Annotated in this window: 16 protein-coding genes; all 16 read right to left on the minus strand. The window is 57.6% G+C overall.

What is annotated here, in order from left to right:
* Positions 1-253 precede the first annotated feature (253 nt).
* A complete protein-coding gene (nagB, locus tag WMO66_RS07610) occupies positions 254-1,003 on the minus strand; it encodes a glucosamine-6-phosphate deaminase (protein ID WP_349135817.1) in 750 nt (249 codons plus the stop codon).
* Entirely contained in the window at positions 1,000-1,779 is a 780-nt protein-coding gene (locus WMO66_RS07615) for a BtpA/SgcQ family protein (protein ID WP_349135818.1), read from the minus strand. The genes nagB and WMO66_RS07615 overlap by 4 nt, the downstream gene beginning before the upstream one ends.
* Positions 1,776-2,735 carry an IF-2B domain-containing protein gene (locus WMO66_RS07620; protein WP_349135819.1) on the minus strand — a complete coding sequence of 320 codons (960 nt, stop codon included), beginning with the start codon at positions 2,733-2,735 and terminating at the stop codon, positions 1,776-1,778. Before WMO66_RS07620 ends, WMO66_RS07615 begins: the two co-directional genes overlap by 4 nt.
* A 2-nt stretch (positions 2,736-2,737) precedes the next feature.
* Positions 2,738-4,171: a polysaccharide deacetylase family protein gene (locus tag WMO66_RS07625; protein WP_349135820.1), complete on the minus strand. Its 1,434-nt coding sequence runs from the start codon at positions 4,169-4,171 to the stop codon at positions 2,738-2,740.
* Positions 4,162-5,088 carry a carbohydrate kinase family protein gene (locus tag WMO66_RS07630; RefSeq protein WP_349135821.1) on the minus strand — a complete coding sequence of 309 codons (927 nt, stop codon included), beginning with the start codon at positions 5,086-5,088 and terminating at the stop codon, positions 4,162-4,164. Before WMO66_RS07630 ends, WMO66_RS07625 begins: the two co-directional genes overlap by 10 nt.
* 13 nt (positions 5,089-5,101) lie before the next feature.
* Entirely contained in the window at positions 5,102-6,058 is a 957-nt protein-coding gene (locus tag WMO66_RS07635; protein WP_349135822.1) for an ABC transporter permease, read from the minus strand.
* A gap of 10 nt (positions 6,059-6,068) precedes the next feature.
* On the minus strand, positions 6,069-7,583 hold the full coding sequence (locus WMO66_RS07640; protein ID WP_349135823.1) for a sugar ABC transporter ATP-binding protein: 1,515 nt from the start codon (positions 7,581-7,583) through the stop codon (positions 6,069-6,071).
* 88 nt (positions 7,584-7,671) lie between these two features.
* A complete protein-coding gene (locus tag WMO66_RS07645; protein ID WP_349135824.1) occupies positions 7,672-8,883 on the minus strand; it encodes a substrate-binding domain-containing protein in 1,212 nt (403 codons plus the stop codon).
* Positions 8,884-8,958: 75 nt separating this feature from the next.
* A complete protein-coding gene (locus tag WMO66_RS07650; RefSeq protein WP_349135825.1) occupies positions 8,959-9,702 on the minus strand; it encodes a GntR family transcriptional regulator in 744 nt (247 codons plus the stop codon).
* Between the two features lie 505 nt (positions 9,703-10,207).
* Positions 10,208-11,347: a non-hydrolyzing UDP-N-acetylglucosamine 2-epimerase gene (gene wecB, locus WMO66_RS07655; RefSeq protein ID WP_349135827.1), complete on the minus strand. Its 1,140-nt coding sequence runs from the start codon at positions 11,345-11,347 to the stop codon at positions 10,208-10,210.
* 1 nt (position 11,348) lies between these two features.
* Entirely contained in the window at positions 11,349-12,542 is a 1,194-nt protein-coding gene (locus WMO66_RS07660) for a polysaccharide biosynthesis C-terminal domain-containing protein (protein WP_349135828.1), read from the minus strand.
* The gene (locus WMO66_RS07665) at positions 12,542-13,570 is read right to left on the minus strand and encodes a polysaccharide biosynthesis protein (RefSeq protein ID WP_349135829.1); all 1,029 of its coding nucleotides are present in this window, start codon (positions 13,568-13,570) and stop codon (positions 12,542-12,544) included. Before WMO66_RS07665 ends, WMO66_RS07660 begins: the two co-directional genes overlap by 1 nt.
* 2 nt (positions 13,571-13,572) lie before the next feature.
* Positions 13,573-14,895: a flippase gene (locus WMO66_RS07670; RefSeq protein ID WP_349135830.1), complete on the minus strand. Its 1,323-nt coding sequence runs from the start codon at positions 14,893-14,895 to the stop codon at positions 13,573-13,575.
* A 24-nt stretch (positions 14,896-14,919) separates the two neighbouring features.
* Entirely contained in the window at positions 14,920-16,044 is a 1,125-nt protein-coding gene (locus WMO66_RS07675; RefSeq protein WP_349135831.1) for a glycosyltransferase family 4 protein, read from the minus strand.
* A complete protein-coding gene (locus WMO66_RS07680) occupies positions 16,041-17,258 on the minus strand; it encodes an O-antigen ligase family protein (protein ID WP_349135833.1) in 1,218 nt (405 codons plus the stop codon). The genes WMO66_RS07675 and WMO66_RS07680 overlap by 4 nt, the downstream gene beginning before the upstream one ends.
* Positions 17,259-17,378: 120 nt before the next feature.
* Positions 17,379-18,569, minus strand: a 1,191-nt coding sequence (locus tag WMO66_RS07685; RefSeq protein ID WP_349135834.1) for a leucine-rich repeat domain-containing protein, incomplete at its 5' end; no start/stop codon positions are given.

Below are 18,569 nucleotides of genomic sequence, written 5' to 3' on the forward strand. Positions count from 1 at the left end.
TTGTCGGGGCCGCTCAGCTTGTCAAAAAAGTCCCTTCGGGATTTTTCGCCAAGCTGCTTTCAGAATTGCAAAATAAGTTTTTGTATTTTTATTTTGCAATTCTGCCGCTGCGGCGGGTGATGGAACGCGAAAGGACACCCTGACGGTTTCCTTTCACACTTTTCTTCCCTCCGAAACTTTCAGCTGGGCAGGTTCTTTGACAGTCTGCTGCGGCCCGGACATTTGTCCGGGCCGTTTGCTTATTATGTTATGGTTATGGAATCAGGTTCGGCGCGTGCGCGCGCACGAGCTGCAGGGCGTCCTCATCGATGACGGCCGTCACATCGGGATGCAGCCGCAGAATAGTCGCCGGGACCTGTGGCACGATCCTGCCGCACAGCAAGCGTTCTGTGATCTCTGCCTTTCCGCTGCCGCTGATGAGCAGCAGGATGCGCTTCGCCCGCATCAGCACACCGAGGCCGACCGTAATGGCCTGCCGCGGCATGGTGTCCGGGTCGTCAAAGTAGCGCGCGTTTGCGGCGAGCGTCTGCGGGGCAAGGTCCACAAGGTGCGTCAGCTCCGGAAAATCATCGGCAGGCTCGTTGAAGCCGATGTGGCCGGTGTGGCCGACACCGAGGATCTGCAGATCGGCCGGGTGGGAGCGGCAGAGTGCTTCATAGCGGCGGCACTCCTTCAATGGGTCGGCTGCGTCGCCCTGCGGGACCGCCGTATGCTCCGACGGGATACCGCAGGAACGGAAGAAATGCTCCTCCAGATAGTAACGATAGGACTGCGGATGCGTGCCGGAGAGACCGGCATATTCATCCGTGTTGACCGTGCGGATGCGGGAAAGCTCCAGCCCCTCCTCCCGGTGGCGGCGGACCAGCTCGCGGTACATGCCCTCTGGCGAGCTGCCGGTCACGGTGCCGAGGCAGGTGTCCGGCTTTTGCCTGATCTGCGCCTCAACGATATCCGCGGCACAGCAGCTCAGAGCCTCATAATTCGGAACCGCGATGATCTTCATGTGCCTACCTCTGCCAGAGCGGCCTGCTCCATAAAATAACGTGTGCGATCCGGGTCGACCGGATTGCGCATGTCGCCGTTTTTGATCCAGGTCGCTACGCAGACGGCGTCATATTCCTGCAGCAGCACGCGAACGTTGTCTCCCGTTGCGCCTCCGCCGAGGAACAGCGGGATGCCGGGAACGCGCTGCCGTACCTGCCGGGCCATGGACAGACTCTCCTGCGCGTTCTTCCCGCAGAGGAACAGACCGTCGGCAAACGCCTCGTGGACGCACTGCCAGGCCGCTTCGTCCAGCGGCTGGGGGCACAGCGGGATGCCGTGGCGCTCCCAGACGTCGGCATAGACGGGAATGTCCGTCCCCAGCTTCCGTTTCAGTGCGGTGATCTCGCAGCACTGGCCCTGCAGCAGTCCGGCGCTTGTGACCTCTGCACCGGTGTACAGATGCTCCACGCGCACAAAGTCCGCTCCGGCGGCATCCGCCACAGCCAGCGCGGCCACGCCGTCCCAGTTGACGAGCACGCCAAGGCACAGCGCGGGGAAGCTCCGCCGGATGGCCTGCGCCACAACGCTGAGATAGGCGATAGCCTCCGGCGTGGACTGCTGCCGGATGGGCATGTCGCCCATATTTTGTAAAATCACGCTCTGCACGCCGCATTCGGCCAGAATGCGCGTTTCCTCCAGCGCCTGCTCCGTGATGAAGCTGATGCGTTCGCCCCGGTTACGGTAGCTGCCGGGCAGGGGACGGGTCTGCACCATGCCGATGACTCTGCCCTTCATGCGTTCGCACCTCCCAGTTTTGCAGCATAGTTCAGCCCGGCGGTATACATGGCCGTCGGCGGAAGAATGCCTGCCTCTGTGATATAAGCGGTGATGAACTCCGGTGCAATGGCCACAAGCTCCGGGCAGACGAAGTCCACGCCTGCCGTTTCGTCGGCCGTCCAGCTGCCGCCGATGCGCTGGCGGTGATCGTCGAGGATCGGCTTTTTTCGATAGCCGTCCAGCGCACGCAGGTCGAGCTTCAGCAGGGGCGTCGGTACATAGAACGGCACATGGAACCGGCTGCACAGCAGGGCCGTCAGCTCCGAGCCGACCGTGTTAAAGCATGTTCCGTCCGGATAGTACGTCTCGGAGCCGATGAAGGCGGCATCGCACGCCGGAATATATTGATACAGCGCGCAGTCCGGAATGACATGGACGCTGTGCCCAGCGCGGAGCAGCGGTGCGACATAGGGCCTGCCGCCGTCGAGCGCGCGGCTCTCGGGCACGATGCAGCGGAACGAAACGCCATGCTCCTGCCCCAGAGCGGAAATTGCCGCCACGGTACTGGAATAGTCATAGAGCAGCAGCGTCCTTTTGCCCTCCAGAACGGTCCAGAGCAGGGAACGGATCTTTTCCAGATCCTTTGCGGCCTCCGTACGGTAGCACTCGACACCCTTCCGGATGCTTTGTGCAAGCTCTGCCCGGCTGCTGCCGTGCACATTGCGCAGCATGAGGCCGATAGCGTTCGTGATGGCCTGACTGGACTCGCCGCGCGTTGCGATAAAGTGGTCGGCGATGCCGCGGAGCAGGGGGAGGGTATTGCCTGCGCCGTTTTCGGCAATGCTGAGGAAAATGTTTCCGATGATGCGGATATGGCTGCTTGCGCCGAGGACGCGCTGCTCGTTGACGTCGTCAAAGCGCTCCTGCGCCTCCGGCGGGAGCAGCTCCCGCCATTTGCAGGGGACAACAAACATGATTATTCTCCTTTCGGCTCGATCACACGGATGCTGACGTTCTCCGGCAGGTCTCCGGTCACGGTGAGGCTGTCCTCCCAGAAGGCAGCGTAGTCCGCACCGTCGCGCTTCTGCCACCATGCGTCCAGCTCGCCCATCGTCGCATGCCAGAGCGGCAGAGCACGGACGGCCTCGGCCAGACGCGGGAATGTCTCCTCAGCCAGCAGGCCGAAGTGCTGCGGATGGCTGTAGAGAATGACGGGAAGTCCTGCCTCTGCCTGACGGCGCACGGACCGGCAGAAATAGTCCGTCACAGAACCCTCCGGCAGCGCCGTGCCCTCCTCCTCGGCCTTGGCAACGGCGCGCTCCGTGGAGAACGGGTCGACCGGCAGCTGCTTGACCGCCATACGCGTGCCGTGGTCATAGGGATAGAAGGGAAGCCCGAAAACGGCATAGCCGAAGTCCGAGGTATAGGTGACGCCGTCTTCCTCCAGCGCCCGGTTCAGAGCAAAGTTCCACATGCCGCGCGGTGCGACAAAGCCGGTCGTATAGTCGATGCCCAGCTCCTTCATCCATGCGCGGCAGTCGTGAACATTGCGGAAGTTCTCCTCCTGCGTGGTGAACAGATTGTGGACATCGGCGTGGCAGCCGATGTCGTGGCTCGGGTCAATGTCCCGCAGACGCTCGGCCTCCGGCTCGCAGAGCGATTTGTTTGTATAGAACGTCACGCGGATGCCGGCCTTTTTCGCGGCATCGCTGATACGGCGGAGATGGTCGCCGTAAATGCCGTCAATGTCCACGCGGAACACGAAGACGGACTGATAGTTTCCTGGGTAATAGTGCAGGTAGACATACGGCAGGCCGCGTTTGCCATAGGAGCGGATGAGCAGCTCCCGCATGGCGCGCAGCAGCAGGTGCTTATCCACCGATGTGATGCGCTCGGTAAAGTCGGAATCCGGCGTTGTCCGGCGCAGGGTGTCGCCCAGTGCGCAGATGAGCTCCGAGAACGGGATCCCCGTATACCAGCAGCCGCCCTTTCCGACGCTCTGCCAGACAACGGCGGGATATTCGTCCGGGTGCAGACCGCATTTGATCTTGCGGCTCTCATGCAGGCGAAGCAGGCCGATGCCGCTGCCCGCATAGACGGGGACGAGGCTCGCAATGCGCGGCGTGCCGCAGTCAAGCTCCGTCAGGTCGGCAAATTCGAGCGCCGCCGTGCCGATATAGTCCGTGGGGAAGGGAAGCTCCTCCGGATGCATGCCGGAGAGCACGGCGATGCCGCCCTCCTGCAGATAGTCGGGAAGCCAGACGGGCGTTTCGCCCTCGCACAGCAGGACCGGGCAGTCCGGCCTTTCCGTCGTCAGAAAATGCGGGGTCTTTTCCTGCTCGCACAGGATGCGCCAGCCGTCCGTCTGCTCCGGATGACGGCTGGGGTAAATTCCGGCCCTCAGCTGCATAGTGCTTCCCCCTTTTCCAGAATGAATCGTTCCGTTTCCGCGCGGGACGGGAGCTTTGTGCGCGAGCCGATCGCGCCAATGGCGATGGCAGCGGCCGCAGTGGCATACTGCGCGCAGCGCTCCATGCTCCAGCCCTCCACAAGGCCGGAGAGGAAGACCGCGTTGAAGCAGTCGCCCGCGCCGGTCGTGTCCTGCACCGGAACGGAAAAGGCCGGGCAGTGGTGGGAATATCCCTTGCGGAAGACCCATGCTCCGTTTTCTCCGCAGGTGACCACAACGGTCCGAACGCCGCGCGCCAGCAGCTGCCGTGCGCCTGCTTCCAGATTGGTGCAGCCCGTCAGAGCAGCCAGACCTGCTTCGTTCGGGAAGGCCGTGTCCACGCGCTGCAGGACGCTGTCCCACACGGCTGCGGGCGCAGTTCCCGCCGTTGCCTCAATGTCCATGGACAGGAGCGTCTGCGTGCCGTCCAGCGCCTGTGCCACATGGGCGGCAAGGGTCATATCCAGAGAGGTCATGTGAACGCGCTTTGCGGTTTTCAGATAGGCAAGGTCGACCTCCTCCGGCTTCGGCAGAAAGCCGGACGTCTCCACAATGGTCAGCGCCTTTTCGCCGGTGTGGTCCAGCAGGACCATGCAGAAATAGGTCTCACAGGCAGGATCGACGACCATATGGCTGACATCGACGCCGCGGCGCTGCAGGTCGCTTTTTGCCAGCTCGCCGTAGTCATCCATGCCGACCTTGCAGACGGCACCGGCCTTCGCTCCGAAGGCGGCTGCGGCGCAGCAGAAGTTTCCGATGATCCCGCCGGGGAAATTCCCGAGCAGCTGCCCGCGCACCTTCTCGTCATGCGAAGCAATGTGCGGAACGCGGATCATCACGTCGACGTTTGTATCGCCGACTCCAATGATATCCAGCATAGGCTCCTCCTGCTCAGGCGTCCTTCTCCGCGTTGACGGTGAAGGCAACGGCGGCGAGGATGATGAGGCCGCGGACAACCATCTGCTGATAGACATCCAGACCATACATGACGAGCGCGTTGTTGATCATGCCGAGCATGACGGCACCGACGCAGGCACCTGCCACGGAGGCCTTGCCGCCGTTGATGCTCGTGCCGCCCAGAACGGTCGCTGCGATCGCGGAGGTCTCCTCCGCCTCGCCCAGCGAGTAGCGGCCGCCGCCGAAGCGTCCGGCCCAGAGAATACCGGCCAGCGACGCAAGTACGCCGGAGAGCAGCATGACCTTGAAGATCGTCAGCTTGACGCGCACGCCGGAGTAGAGTGCGGCCTTGGGGTTGCCGCCCACGGAAATGACCTGACGGCCGAACGGCCGCTTGCGCAGGAAGAGCTGGCCGACGACCACGATCACGACCATCCAGAGAAGCAGCACGGGAACGCCGCCGAAGTCGCCGCCGCCGAACACAAAGTTGAACGTCGTGTTCGTGATGGGGACGGATTTCAGACCGGAGACCGTGCGCGAAACACCGGCAAAGAGGATCTGCGTGCCGAGCGTAGCGATAAAGGGCGGGATTTTTACCCATGCGATGAGCGCACCATTGATCGCGCCGACGACAGCGCCGACGGCCAGACCGGCCAGCACGCCGGGGATGAGGCCTGCGGCCTGCACAGTCCAGGCCGTGACAAGGGACGTCAGGCCGACGACGGAGCCGACGGACAGGTCGATCTGGCCTGCACCAAGGGCATAGGTCATGCCGACGCCGAGAATGGCGATGAGCGCTGTCTGCCGGATGATGTTCCAGACGTTGCCCATATCCAGAAAGCCGTTGCCGACATTGCGGAGCGTCAGGGAAAAGACGATCAGCAGGGCGACAAAGGCAAGATAAATCATGTACTTCGAAAGAAATTTGCGCGCGGAGATCTTCGTTTTCATGGTGAGCCTCCTATTGAATCGCAGCCATCAGGCTGTCTTCCGTCAATCCGAGCCGGGGAACGTCACGAAGCTCTCCGACGATGCGGTTGTATTTGATGAGCAGGATGCGGTCGCAGTTTTCGATCATCTCCGTCAGTTCGGAGGAGACGAAGACCACGCCGCCGCCCGCGTCCGTGAAGCGGGTGATCGCAGCGGTGATGTCGCCCTTGGCATGGATGTCCACGCCGTAGGTCGGGTCGTCGAGCAGCAGGATCTTCGGATGGCTCTCAAGCGCCTTGCCGACAACGATTTTCTGCTGGTTGCCACCGGAGAGCTTGCTGATGGCGATATCGCTGCCCGGCGTTTTGACCTGCATGGTTTCAATGATCTCCTGCACGATCTGTGCGCCTTGCCTGTCATCGATGAAAAAGCGCATTTTGCTCAGCATGGGGAGCAGCGGGAGCAGGGAATTGTCATAGACGCTGTGCATCAGGGACAGGCCCTGTGTGTGGCGGTTCTCCGGGACAAGAAAAATGCCGCCGCGGATGGCGTCGCACGGCTGGCGGACGCGGAGCTTTTTCCTGTCCAGCCGGATCTCACCGCTGCGCGCCGGGTCGATGCCGAACAGCACATTGAAGATCTCCGTGCGCCCGGCGCCCTTCAGACCGGCCAGACCGACGACCTCGCCCGGGCGGACGGTGAAGCTCAGAGGCTCCGGAATGACCTTCGAGGTCACGTCCTTCACCTCGAGCAGCGGTGTCAGACCGTCAAAATCCTGCGGCTTGCGGCTCTTCACGGCCTGAAAGCCGCTCTCGCCGAGCATCTGGGCGATGATCTCCTCGAGCGTTGTGTCACGGATCTCCTTTGCCATGCAGGCCCTGCCGTCGCGGATGATCGTCACGGCGTCGCAGATATCGAGAATATGCTGCAGGTGGTGGGTGCTGATGACGATGGAGTAGCCCTGCTGTTTCAGACGTTCGATGATCTCAAAGAACTTCGTCGTGGCATCGGCGTCGAGCGCGGCAGTTGGCTCATCCATAAGGATGATCTTTGTCTGCTTCATGATGGCCTTGGCGATCTCAACCATCTGCATGTCGCCGGTGGAGAGGGACTTGACCTTCTGCCGCGGATCGATGCGGATGCCCATATCGCGGAAGAATTCCGCGGCCTTCCGAATGCAGTCGCGGTCGGAGATCAGCGCGCCGCGGATCGGCTCTGTGTTCAGAAATATATTTTCTGCGACCGTCATTTCGCCGACCAGACTGTAGTCCTGGTAGATCATGGCAACGGTCTGCTCACGTTCCCGGACGGAAACGGATTTATCAATGTTCTTGCCAAAAAATCGGACGGTGCCTGCCGTCTGGGTGTAGACGCCGTTGATGATCTTCATCAGCGTGCTCTTGCCCGCACCGTTTTTGCCGACAAGGCCCATGACCTGTCCCTGCCGCAGGGAAAAATCGACGCCGTCCAGCGCGCGGACGCCGGAGAATTCCATCACGATGCCGCGCATTTCGATCGCGTTGACAGCGGTTTGTGTTTCGGACATTTGCGTTACCTCATTTCGGGTCGCTGTGCCATACAGCGGAATGGGATCGAAAAACGCCGGGCGGGAAAACACCGCCCGGCGTTGGTTATCAGCCGTTCAGAGCGGCCTGAACGTCAGCGGGAGCCTCGATACCGAGGGAGGTGCGGTAGCCCTCAAGCAGATTCTCGCGGGTGACCTTGAAAGACGGGGATGTGACATAGCCCGGGCACTCCTTGCCGATGCAGGCATAGGCGGCCATCAGCGCGCGGCCGTATCCCATGGCATACGGCATATCGCAGGCGATGCCGACGATGTTGCCGCCCTGTGCCATATCGAGCGCGCAGGTGGTGTCGAGATCCATGGTGACGATCTTGATGTCGGTGCGGCCGAGGGCCTTCACGGTCTGCAGAACGTCGATGCACGGGGTGGAGTAGGAGACGAAGATGCCCTTGACATTCGGATACTTCGTCAGCAGAGCGGAGGTGATCTGCGCTGCTTCGTTCGGGGAGGAGAAGCCGCCGACTTCGGCGACGGTGATGTTCGGATACTGCTCGGCGATGGTCTTGAGGAAGGCATCGTCGCGGGTGTTGCAGACGTAGTTGACGTCGGCGACCGTGATGGCGAGGATCTCGCCCTCGCCGCCGATGGCATCAGCCATCATCTCGGCGCTGTCGATGCCCATGTCGACGATGGAGTCCGTGATAGCGCCGACATATTCCTTGCCTGCCGTGTAGCCCGTGGGAACGTTGCTCATGAACGTCAGCTTGACGCCTGCCTGCCACAGCGGGTCAAACGTCGGCGCGCAGACGTCGAGGTCCTGCGGCTGGCAGGTCACGATGTCCGGGTTCAGCGCGGCGAAGGATTCCATGTTCGTCTTCTGCTGGATGGGGTCGAGATCGCAGCAGCCCTGGCCGACGATCTTGATGTTCATGGCCTCGCAGGCATCCTGGAAGCCGATGAGGTTTGCGTTGTCCCACTCGCTGGCGTTGATGAGCTCAAAGCAGGCGGTGAGGTTCATGGAGCGGACCTGCGCCAGCTCCTCCGGCGTCAGCTCCAGCTCGGTATACCAGGCAGCGGGGCTGCCGTCCGGGCCGACGGTGGTGATGGTCTCGGGGGCTTCGACCGGGTTCGGGAAGGTCAGGCCTTCGGCAGGAATGTCGTTTCCATCGGTGTTATCGCTGTTGTCGGGGGCGGTGCTGGGAGCGTCGGTCGCGGGAGCGTCCGTGGCGGGGTCATTTGCGGGGCTGTTGGAACAGCCGGCAAACAGTGCCAGCGTCATCACGATGGCGAGAAGCAGGGCGATGCACTTTGTGGTTTTCATGGTTACCTCCTGATATTGTGGGTCTGAAACTCTCTATGTGTACTATGTGTACTGCGGCCGCAGCAGACAACGATGTTACTCCTTGCGGATGATCTGGTGGAATGTATACTTCTCTGCGTTGTAGGACATCTTGACGAACTCGACGGGGAACAGCTCCATCGGCCTGCTCTTGCGGTAGCCGAAGGTCTGGCGCTCGACGTACAGGATCGCCGAACCCTTCGGAATGCCGAGGTGCCGGCTCTCCCGCATGTTGGCAAGGCGGCACTCCACGCGCTCGCGCGCATAGACGATGATGATGCCGTATTCCTCCTCAAGGCAGGAATAAAACGACTGGTTCTGCGCAAGCTGCGCCTCCATGTTGGGCACAAGCGCAGCCGGGATATAGTTGACCTCCGTGGCGATGGGGACGGAGTCCGCCATGCGGATGCGCTCGAGCCGCCAGACGGGCTGGTCCTGCGGGATCTGCAGCTTGTTCGCCGTGCGGATCACCGGCAGCTCCTTCTCGAGGGAGACGACCTGATTGCTGACCTGAAGGCCCATGTTCAGCATCTCCTGCGTGAAGCTGAGAATGCGCCGCGGGCCGCTTTCGATCTTCATGCTGGCGACGAATGTCCCCTTGCCGGGACTACGGACGAGGAAGCCCTCCTGCTCCAGCTCCTTGAGCGCCATGCGCACGGTCGTGCGGCTGATGCCGAAGGAGTCCTGCAGCTGCTTTTCGGACGGCAGGATCGAACCGGGCGGATAGTCGCCGCCCTCGATCCATTTCAGTAATGTCTGCTTTAACTGATAGTACAGCGGTTTTTTAGAAGAGATACTCATATTTATCCATCCTGTTACTTAAGAGGATTGAAAGCCGGAAAAGGGATGCGTTGTGCTTACGTTTGTATCATACCACTAAAAATCCGATTTTTCAAGCATATTTTTTTGCGATTTCAACAAAATAGTAGATAAAATTAAAATAAAAATGTGCATTTTCACAAGGCGAGAATGAGACGATTGAATACGGAAAAAGATACATTTCCGTGATGCCATGGGGGACGCTATTCATCGATATGAAAACATATACAAAACTGTCCTGAAGTTGTCACATTCCGGCGCAGAATCCGGGGGTAATTATGCAGCATTTCGATAGCCCCGGCCTGCCCCTCCCGATACCAAAAAAGATACATTTGCAGGTACAGGAACAATACATTTCCGATACATTTCAACTTACCCAGCCAAAAAAATTTTTGCGTGGATACCCCAGAAACATCGCTGCAGCGCGGAAAAAGCAAAAAACAGCCCGCCCGAGATGGACACTCGGACGGACTGCCAGACAGAAATACTATTTTCTCCAAATAAAACGATCCACGATGCCGGTATAGCTCTGGATGATCCTTGCGACCTTCACGGAGACGTTTTCCGCGGTATAGTCGGGCACTGGAGTGCCGAATTCGCCGTTTTGCTGCATCTGCACTGCCAAGTCAATGGACTGCAGCAGCTGCTCCGTATGGATGCCGGAGAGGACAAAGCAGCCCTTGTCCAGCGCCTCCGGGCGCTCGGTGGAGGTGCGGATGCACACCGCCGGGAAAGGCTTGCCCACCGACAGGTAGAAGCTCGACTCCTCCGGCAGGGTGCCGCTGTCGGACACGACGCAGAAGGCGTTCATCTGCAGGCAGTTATAATCGTGAAAGCCCAGCGGCTTGTGCGCAATCACGCGCTTGTCCAGTTGGAATCCGCTTTCCTCCAATCGTTTCCGGCTTCTCGGGTGGCAGGAGTACAGCACCGGCAGGTCGTATTGCGCCGCCATGGCGTTTACCGCCGTGAAGAGCGAACGGAAATTCTCCTCCGTGTCGATGTTTTCCTCCCGGTGGGCGGAGAGCAGAATGTACTTGCCTTTTTCCAGACCCAGCCGGGCGTGAATGTCGCTGGCCTCGATCTGCGGCAGATTCTGATGCAGCACCTCCGCCATGGGGCTGCCCACCACGAAGGTACGCTCCTTGGGAACCCCTGCGGCGTTCAGATAGCGCCTTGCGTGCTCGGAATAGCAGAGGTTTACGTCGGAGGTCACATCCACAATGCGGCGGTTGGTTTCCTCCGGCAGGCATTCGTCGAAGCAGCGGTTCCCGGCCTCCATATGGAAGATCGGAATGTGAAGCCGCTTGGCGGCAATGACGGACAGGCAGGAATTTGTGTCACCCAGCACCAGCACGGCGTCCGGCTTGACCTTCTGCATGAGAGCGTAGCTCTTGGCAATGATCGTGCCGATCGTCTCGCCGAGGTTTGCACCGGCGGCATTCAGGTAATAGTCCGGCGCGCGAAGCCCCAGATCTTCAAAGAACACCTGATTCAGCTCGTAGTCGTAATTCTGCCCCGTGTGGACGAGAATCTGCTGGAAATAGCGGTCGCAGCGCTGGATGGTAGCAGAAAGACGGATGATCTCCGGCCGCGTGCCGAGGATCGTCATCAGCTTGAGTTTTTCCATTTCAGACCTCCTCATAGAACGTGTCCGGGTGCTGCGGGTCGAAGCACTCGTTGGCCCACATCAGCGTCACCAGATCATCGGTCTTGCTGAGATTCGTGATGCTGTGGGTGTAGCCCGGCAGCATGTGGACGGCCTCGATTTTCTCGCCGCTGACCGCAAACTCCAGAACCTCGTCCGCGTCCAGCCGCCGCTCACGGATCAGCCCGTGTCCGGCTACAACGATAAAAAATTCCCACTTGCTGTGGTGCCAGTGCTGGCCCTTGGTCACGCCGGGCTTTGTGATGTTCACGGAGAACTGCCCGCAACTCTGCGTTTTCAGCAGCTCCGTGAAGCTGCCGCGGACATCGACGTTCATTTTGAGCGGAAACGAAATTTTCTCCGGCGGCAGGTAAGAAAGATAGGTGCTGTAGAGTTTCTTTTCAAAACTGCCCTCCGGAATTTCCGGAAGTAGCAGCGTTTCCGGCTGGACGTGAAAGGATTGCAGTAGCTCCACGATTTTGCCCAGCGTCACGCGGTGCGTCACCGGCACGCGGCAGAAATCTCCGCCGGGCACCTGCGTCAGGCCGTCATAATCGCAGCGGTGCGCCCGGCCGGACAGCGCTGCCAGCAGCTCCGCGACAAGATCGTCAATGTAGACCAGCTCCAATTCCGTCGCGGGGTCGTTGACCGTGATTGGCAGATCGTTTGCAATGTTGTGACAGAACGTCGCCACGGCGGAATTGTAATTCGGTCGGCACCACTTGCCGAACACGTTGGGGAAGCGGTAAATCAGCGCCTCCGCGCCGGCCTCGGCGGCATAGGCCCGCAGCCGCTTTTCGCAGGCCAGCTTTGCCTTGCCGTATTCACTCCCCGCATAGCGCCCGACGAGAGATGCCTGCGCGGAGCTGGCCAGCATCACGGGGCAGCGGTTGCCCGCGTTTTGCAATGCGGCAAGCAGTATTTCCAAAGAGCCGGTATTGCCGGGGAGGTATTCCTCTGCCGTTTTCGGGCGGTTTACCCCCGCCAGATGGAATACGAAATCCGCGGATTTGGCATAAGCGGCAAGCTGCTCCGGTGAGCCGTCCGTGTCATATTCGAAGATTTCCCGGATGTCCAGCTCCGGGTGCGTGCGGTCCTTGCCGTCGCGGATGTTTCGGAGCGCTGCGACGAGATTTTTCCCCACAAAGCCGCGCGTGCCGGTGACAAGAATGTTCATCAGCAATTTCCTCCAAAGAGCTTCAGCTTCTGCAGCAGGCGCTTCATACCATCCAGGTCCAGCCGCTGGGTGTTATGGGAGGTGTACGGTTCGATCTGAGACAGCTCCGCGCTTCCTTTGGAGAAATAGTTGTCGTAGTTCAGGTCGCGGCTGTCGGCGTGGATACGGAAGAAACCTGGCAGGTCCTCCGCCCGCAGCATTTCCTCCGAGGTCACGAGTACCTCAAAGAGCTTCTCGCCGTGGCGCGTGCCGATGGTCTGCACGCCGAGGTCGGACTGCTTCAGCTCAAGAACAGCCTGCGCCAGTGTTTCAATGGTCGCGGCGGGCGCCTTCTGCACGAACAGGTCGCCCTGCTTACCATGCTCGAAGGCATAGAGAACGAGATCGACCGCGTCGCTGAGCGTCATCATGAAGCGAGTCATGTTCGGATTCGTAACGGTGAGCGACTTGCCCTCGTCGATCTGGTCGCAGAACAGCGGAATGACTGAGCCGCGGGAGGCCATGACATTACCATAGCGCGTCAGGCAAAGCACGGGATCGTCTGCCAGCATCTGCTTCGACCGGGCGATGACGTTCTTTTCCATCATAGCTTTGGACATGCCCATGGCGTTGATGGGATAGGCGGCCTTGTCGGTGGAGAGAAAGATCGCCTTCTTGACCCGGTTTTCCACGCAGGCATCAATGACGTTGTTGGAGCCGATGACATTGGTCTTGACGGCCTCCATGGGGAAAAACTCGCAGGAGGGCACTTGCTTGAGGGCGGCGGCGTGGAACACATAGTCCACCCCGCGGAAGGCTGGGGCTATGGAGCGGTAGTCCCGCACATCGCCGATGTAGAATTTGATTTTCTCCGCGCAGGCGGGACAGGCCAGCTGATAGGCGTGGCGCATGTCGTCCTGCTTTTTCTCGTCGCGGGAGAGGATACGAATCTCGCGGATGTCCGTGGTCAGAAAGCGGTCCAGAACCGCATGGCCGAAGGAGCCGGTGCCGCCCGTGATGAGGAGGACTTTGTTTTCAAATCTTGACATAATCAGCATGCCTTTCTCTGCGAATTATCGGTTTTCTTTCGCTTTGGAAACACATCACGCAGCAGGATTGCCTGACACATCAGCAGCCCATTGGGACGCAGCGGACGTAGGAGAAGCGGAAATACGAACGTTGTAGATATTTGCGTCAGCAGGGAGGCAACGGCAGCACCTGTTGCGCCCCAGCAGGGGATCAGCAGAAAATTCAGAGCCACATTCACCAACGCGGAGCCGATATAAAGCGGTGTCAGATACTTTTGCTTTCCTTCGCATACCACCCACGCGCCGCGGGCCACGCCCAGATAAGAGAATGCGGTGTACCATGTAATGACCTGCATCGGCATGACAGCCGGAAGGTACGCTTCCCCATAGAGCAGGCTGACAGCCGGTCGTGCAAGCAGCGTGATCACGGCGGAGACGGCAACAGAAAGATAGAAAACAAGGGCATACAGCTGCCGGTTATGCCGGACGAACTGCGCTCGATCCGTCCGATGGGCCTGCATGATACCGGGCGTGATCGAATCAATGATTGCCGACAGGACGAAGGTCCACACGGTAGCCAGACTGGTAGCCGTGGCGTAGTAGCCAACGGAGGCCTCATCCAGCAGATGCTTGAGCATAAAGCGGTCTGTACAGTTATAGACGGACACCATAAGGCCGCAGAGAATAAAGCTCCCGCTCTGGCGCAGAAGGGCGCGCCCCTTTGCAGGCGAAATATGCAGACGGGGACCGCCGCGCCACTTGTACAGCCCCAGAAATACAATGGCTGCTACGGCATAATCGATTGTGTTGGAGATGGCAAACCAGCGAACGTCCTTGCCCAAAACCAGAAGGAGTACTTTGTAGAAAGAGACGATGATATACCCAACCGATGTGGCAATCGTTGCGTATTTGGACTCCAGCCGACTTTGAAACCAGTACTGAATGGTATCAAACGCCTGAAAGATCAGGGACATGCTGTAAAGCGCTACCACGGTCATGGTCAAGCGCTCTCCCCGGTCAACAACTGCCACTATGGCCAGAATGGTGACCGCAGACAGCGTACTGGACAGCAGCCGCATTGCGATCGCCGTTCCAACTGTAGTTCCGGCACCCTCCGGGTCATCCATAAAGTCCTTCAAAAGGAGTGAACTCAACCCCAGAGTGGCAAAGGATGTGAAAAAGGCGGTATACAGGGCGGCATAGTTGACCAGACCATAGTTACTCGGCCCCAGATAGCGTGCAGTGAGCAGATTGACCAGAAAGGCCAGTGCCATGTGCAGGATTCTACCTGCGACCAGCCAGCCCGCGTTTTTGGCGGCACGTCGGCTGAAAAAAGATACTTTCATATTTGCGATATATGCCAGCAGTGGCTAAGCGCGGCTGCACGGCCCTTCCGAATAGAGTTCGGGGGACGGAACCCCCTCTGAAATGGCCCGGATCAAATCGACCAGCCGACGGGCGGCTTCTTGAGCATTCCAGGTGTTTGTGATGGTCTCATAGGCATGTTTGCCCATTGCTTCCCGTGTAGATGGCTGCTCCAACAACCGTACGACATTTTCGTATAGTTCATTCCTATTCCCAGCGCGATAGACACAGCCATTTACGCTATTCTCGACCAAATAGGGCGTCGAGCCGGCTGCGTCACTGGCAACGACTGCGCAGCCGCTGTTCATGGCCTCGTTCAACACAGCGCCCCAGCCTTCGTGCCGATCCGAAGTAAACAGAAATATTGCGCTGCGTTCCATTTCCCGGCGCACCTGCTCCGGTGACAGGCTGCCCAGAAGGCAGACCTGAGATTCCAAAGCATATTGTGCGATCATTCCACGCAGCTTCGGTTCCAATGTCCCGCTTCCCGCTATACGCAGAGAAAACGAATAGCCTGCATCCCGCAGCCGAGCCGCAAGCCGGATTGCATCATCCGGGTGCTTCAAATCCAGCAAGCGGCCCGCCCAGAATATACTGCTCGGCTCTTTTTGTGAGAGCAGCGCTTCCGTATCATAGGAAAGTACTGCAGGAAAATATCCCCATTTATAGGCCTTCCCACGGAACAATCCCATTTTCGCATAATCATCGGCGGCATAAGCACTGGCACATAGAAGATACACCGGCTTATAAGAGGGATTCCAACGTTGCCATTTCACCATCCGCGGCAGAAATTTCAGCGGCTCCAAGCCGTTTTTCAGAGGGCGCTCCTGAAATCGCAGGATCAGCTTTCCCTCCCGCAGGCGTTCCCGCAGCAGAATTTGCGGCGCAGAGCCAACAATTACGGCATCTGCCTCCAAAATCTCGCGGGAGGCCACGACCCATTCTGCCGGGGTACGCGGCGTGACAACAAAATCCGGAAGATCCCTGATCTCGCCCCACATCGCGCGCCGCTCCAGTGAGATCGTTCCACAGGCCAGAAAGCGGAACGAGACGCCGCTTTGCGCAGCCAGTGCACGGCATAGCGGCCCCTGATGATGGTTGTAGAAATTGGAGAGAAAAATGAGGTTCATGGGGTGACCTCCGATTTGCTCTGGTGCATTGCACCGTTAATTCCACCCTGGATCATAAGAAAGAAATAATAGATGTACGGGTTTGCAATATAGATCGGTTCGACCATAAAATTTATGATTGCTGCTGACGTAAAGCAGAAAGCGATAGGGCTGATGCTACGATCTGTATGCAATCTGCCAAAGCGAAACAGTATGATTATTTCGTCAATTGTTGCTGATATCGAGAAAATGAAAGGGAGTATTCCAGCAACACGGTAAATGTCCAGCCAGAAATTGTGCGCATATGTTTGCCCGCCATACAGAACAAATTGATTATTGGAACCAAATGGATAGCGCAACCAATTATCAAAAAAGCTTTTCCAGATATTGATGCGCCCGCCGGCATTTAGCAGATCCCCCTGTGTGATGCGCCGATAAAGTCGTGTCGATACAAATGTGCTTTTCAAATGAGCAATATCTGCTTCCCAGACTATGAGAACGATCAAAAATAGGATAACAACGCCAAGAATGATATGGAGTCGACGCCTGAGCGATATTTTAGCTGTGAACAAAATATATATCAGAATCCCGACTATAAGCAATCCGGAGACAAAGAAAAAAGCGCGATATGCCTGCTGTATAGCGTTATAGAGTGAGATAGACAGGACAAGTAGGGACGGAATAGTCCACTTTCGATCACCGAAAAAGAGCAGGCCGATTGAAATGGCAGCAGGGAAAAGAAACAGAAGCCCCTGCGCTGTGACGGACAGATAGTCCTTATGCCAAAAGTCGTAAGCTAGTCGAGCATATCGCTCATCAACGCGATGAAAGAACTGATAAGACACAACATTAAGGGTACCATGCAGAAAGAAACCAGCTGAGATGCTTATGATCATCAACAGTAGTAAGTTTCTGTTAGGGGAATTCCTGATGAAGTGGCTGCCGACCAGGTAGCAAGCCCAAGGCATGACGAGGTATTTAAGTAGGTCGGCAAATACGAAGCTGTTATGATAGCTGTAGAATATGAAATAGAAAATTGAGAACAGAGCAAGAAGTATGGCTTGCTGCGTTATTACAATATGACGAATATGCAAGATCAAATAGGCGAGCAGGAATATTGCAAGGAAATCGCCGCCAATGCCTAAAAAATCCATACTGGAAATAAAGATGGTTAAAAGGCATAGGATATCCCTACGGTATAGAGAACCGCGTTCCTGTTGCTGAATAGCTTGCATGAAATCTCATTCCTTTGGAGTTCTTGTAAAATGCCGTGTGGGAGGGCTGCACAATTGTGCAGCCCTCCGGATGGTGTTTGCTGACAGGATTGACCTCTAAATTGTGAGAGTAAACTCGGATTACGAGTTACTGTCGTCCAATTCGGACAGAAACAGAACTTGAAATTCTTCCAGTTCATCGTCAACAGGAATAATGCTCAATTCGGTTACCATTGTTTCCAGCTGTGCTGCATCAGTTGTACCACGAACGGTGTAGGTATAGCCCAGCTTTTCAGCATAAGCCTGCGCGTAGGAGTTTGCTGCTACAGACAACACGATATTAAGCGCATCTTGCAGAATGCGGTCTTCAATTTCTGTTACAGTGTTGGGAATATACAGGCTGAGGAGCGCAGTATCGCCTTTGAATGCGTATTCTCCAATGCTTTCAAGATTGCTGCCTTCAGAGATCGCTACTTCATTCAGCTTTGTGCAGTAGTAGAAGGCATACCCATCCAATCTGGTAACACTGTCAGGAATGGCAATTGTTTTCAGGCTGCTGTAGCCAAAGGCACCCCAGCCGATGCGCTCGAGCTGCGAGCCATCTTCAAAGGTTACAGTTTCGAGTCTATTGCACCAGAAGAAGTTGAACTTACCAATATAGGTGATGTCTTTACCAATCATGACTTGCTTGATTAGATACTTGCATGCTTCCCAAGGGGCATGGTTTGTCTCATTGTCCGCCATAGGGCCACTGCCAGTGATCTTCAGCACACCGTCAGAAGTCAGAACCCATGCAGCGTCCTCACCGCAGAAGCCGGAGGCAACAACTGCTGGCCTAGCGGTTCTTGTTACATAGGCGATGCCATACTTTTCGGCATAGGTCTGAGCATAGGAGCTTTCTGCTACTGACAGCGTAACATTCGCGATGGCATTTTCAAAGATACCCCATCCAATATTATTCATGCCGTCAGGAATGTACAGGCTCGTCAGCTTTGTATCTGCCTTGAATACGCATTCACCCAAGCTGGTCAGACAACTGCTCTCACTGATCTCAACGTTGGACAGGTTGGAACAATAGTAGAAGGCATACCCTTCCAAACGGGTCACACTGTCGGGAATGGCAATCTGAGGCAGGCTGCTGTAGCCGAAGGCACCCCAGCCGATGCGTTCAAGCTGCGAGCCCTCTTCAAAGGTCACAGTTTCAAGCTTATTACACCAGAAGAAGTTGAATTTACCGATATAGGTGATGCCCTTTCCAATGACAATCTGCTTGATCTGATACTTGTATGCTTCCCAAGGAGCCTGGTTTGTGTTGTTATCCGCCATGGGACC

Origin of the sequence: Faecousia intestinalis (assembly GCF_040096185.1) — a bacterium.
Classification (GTDB): Bacteria; Bacillota; Clostridia; order Oscillospirales; family Oscillospiraceae; genus JAZOXB01.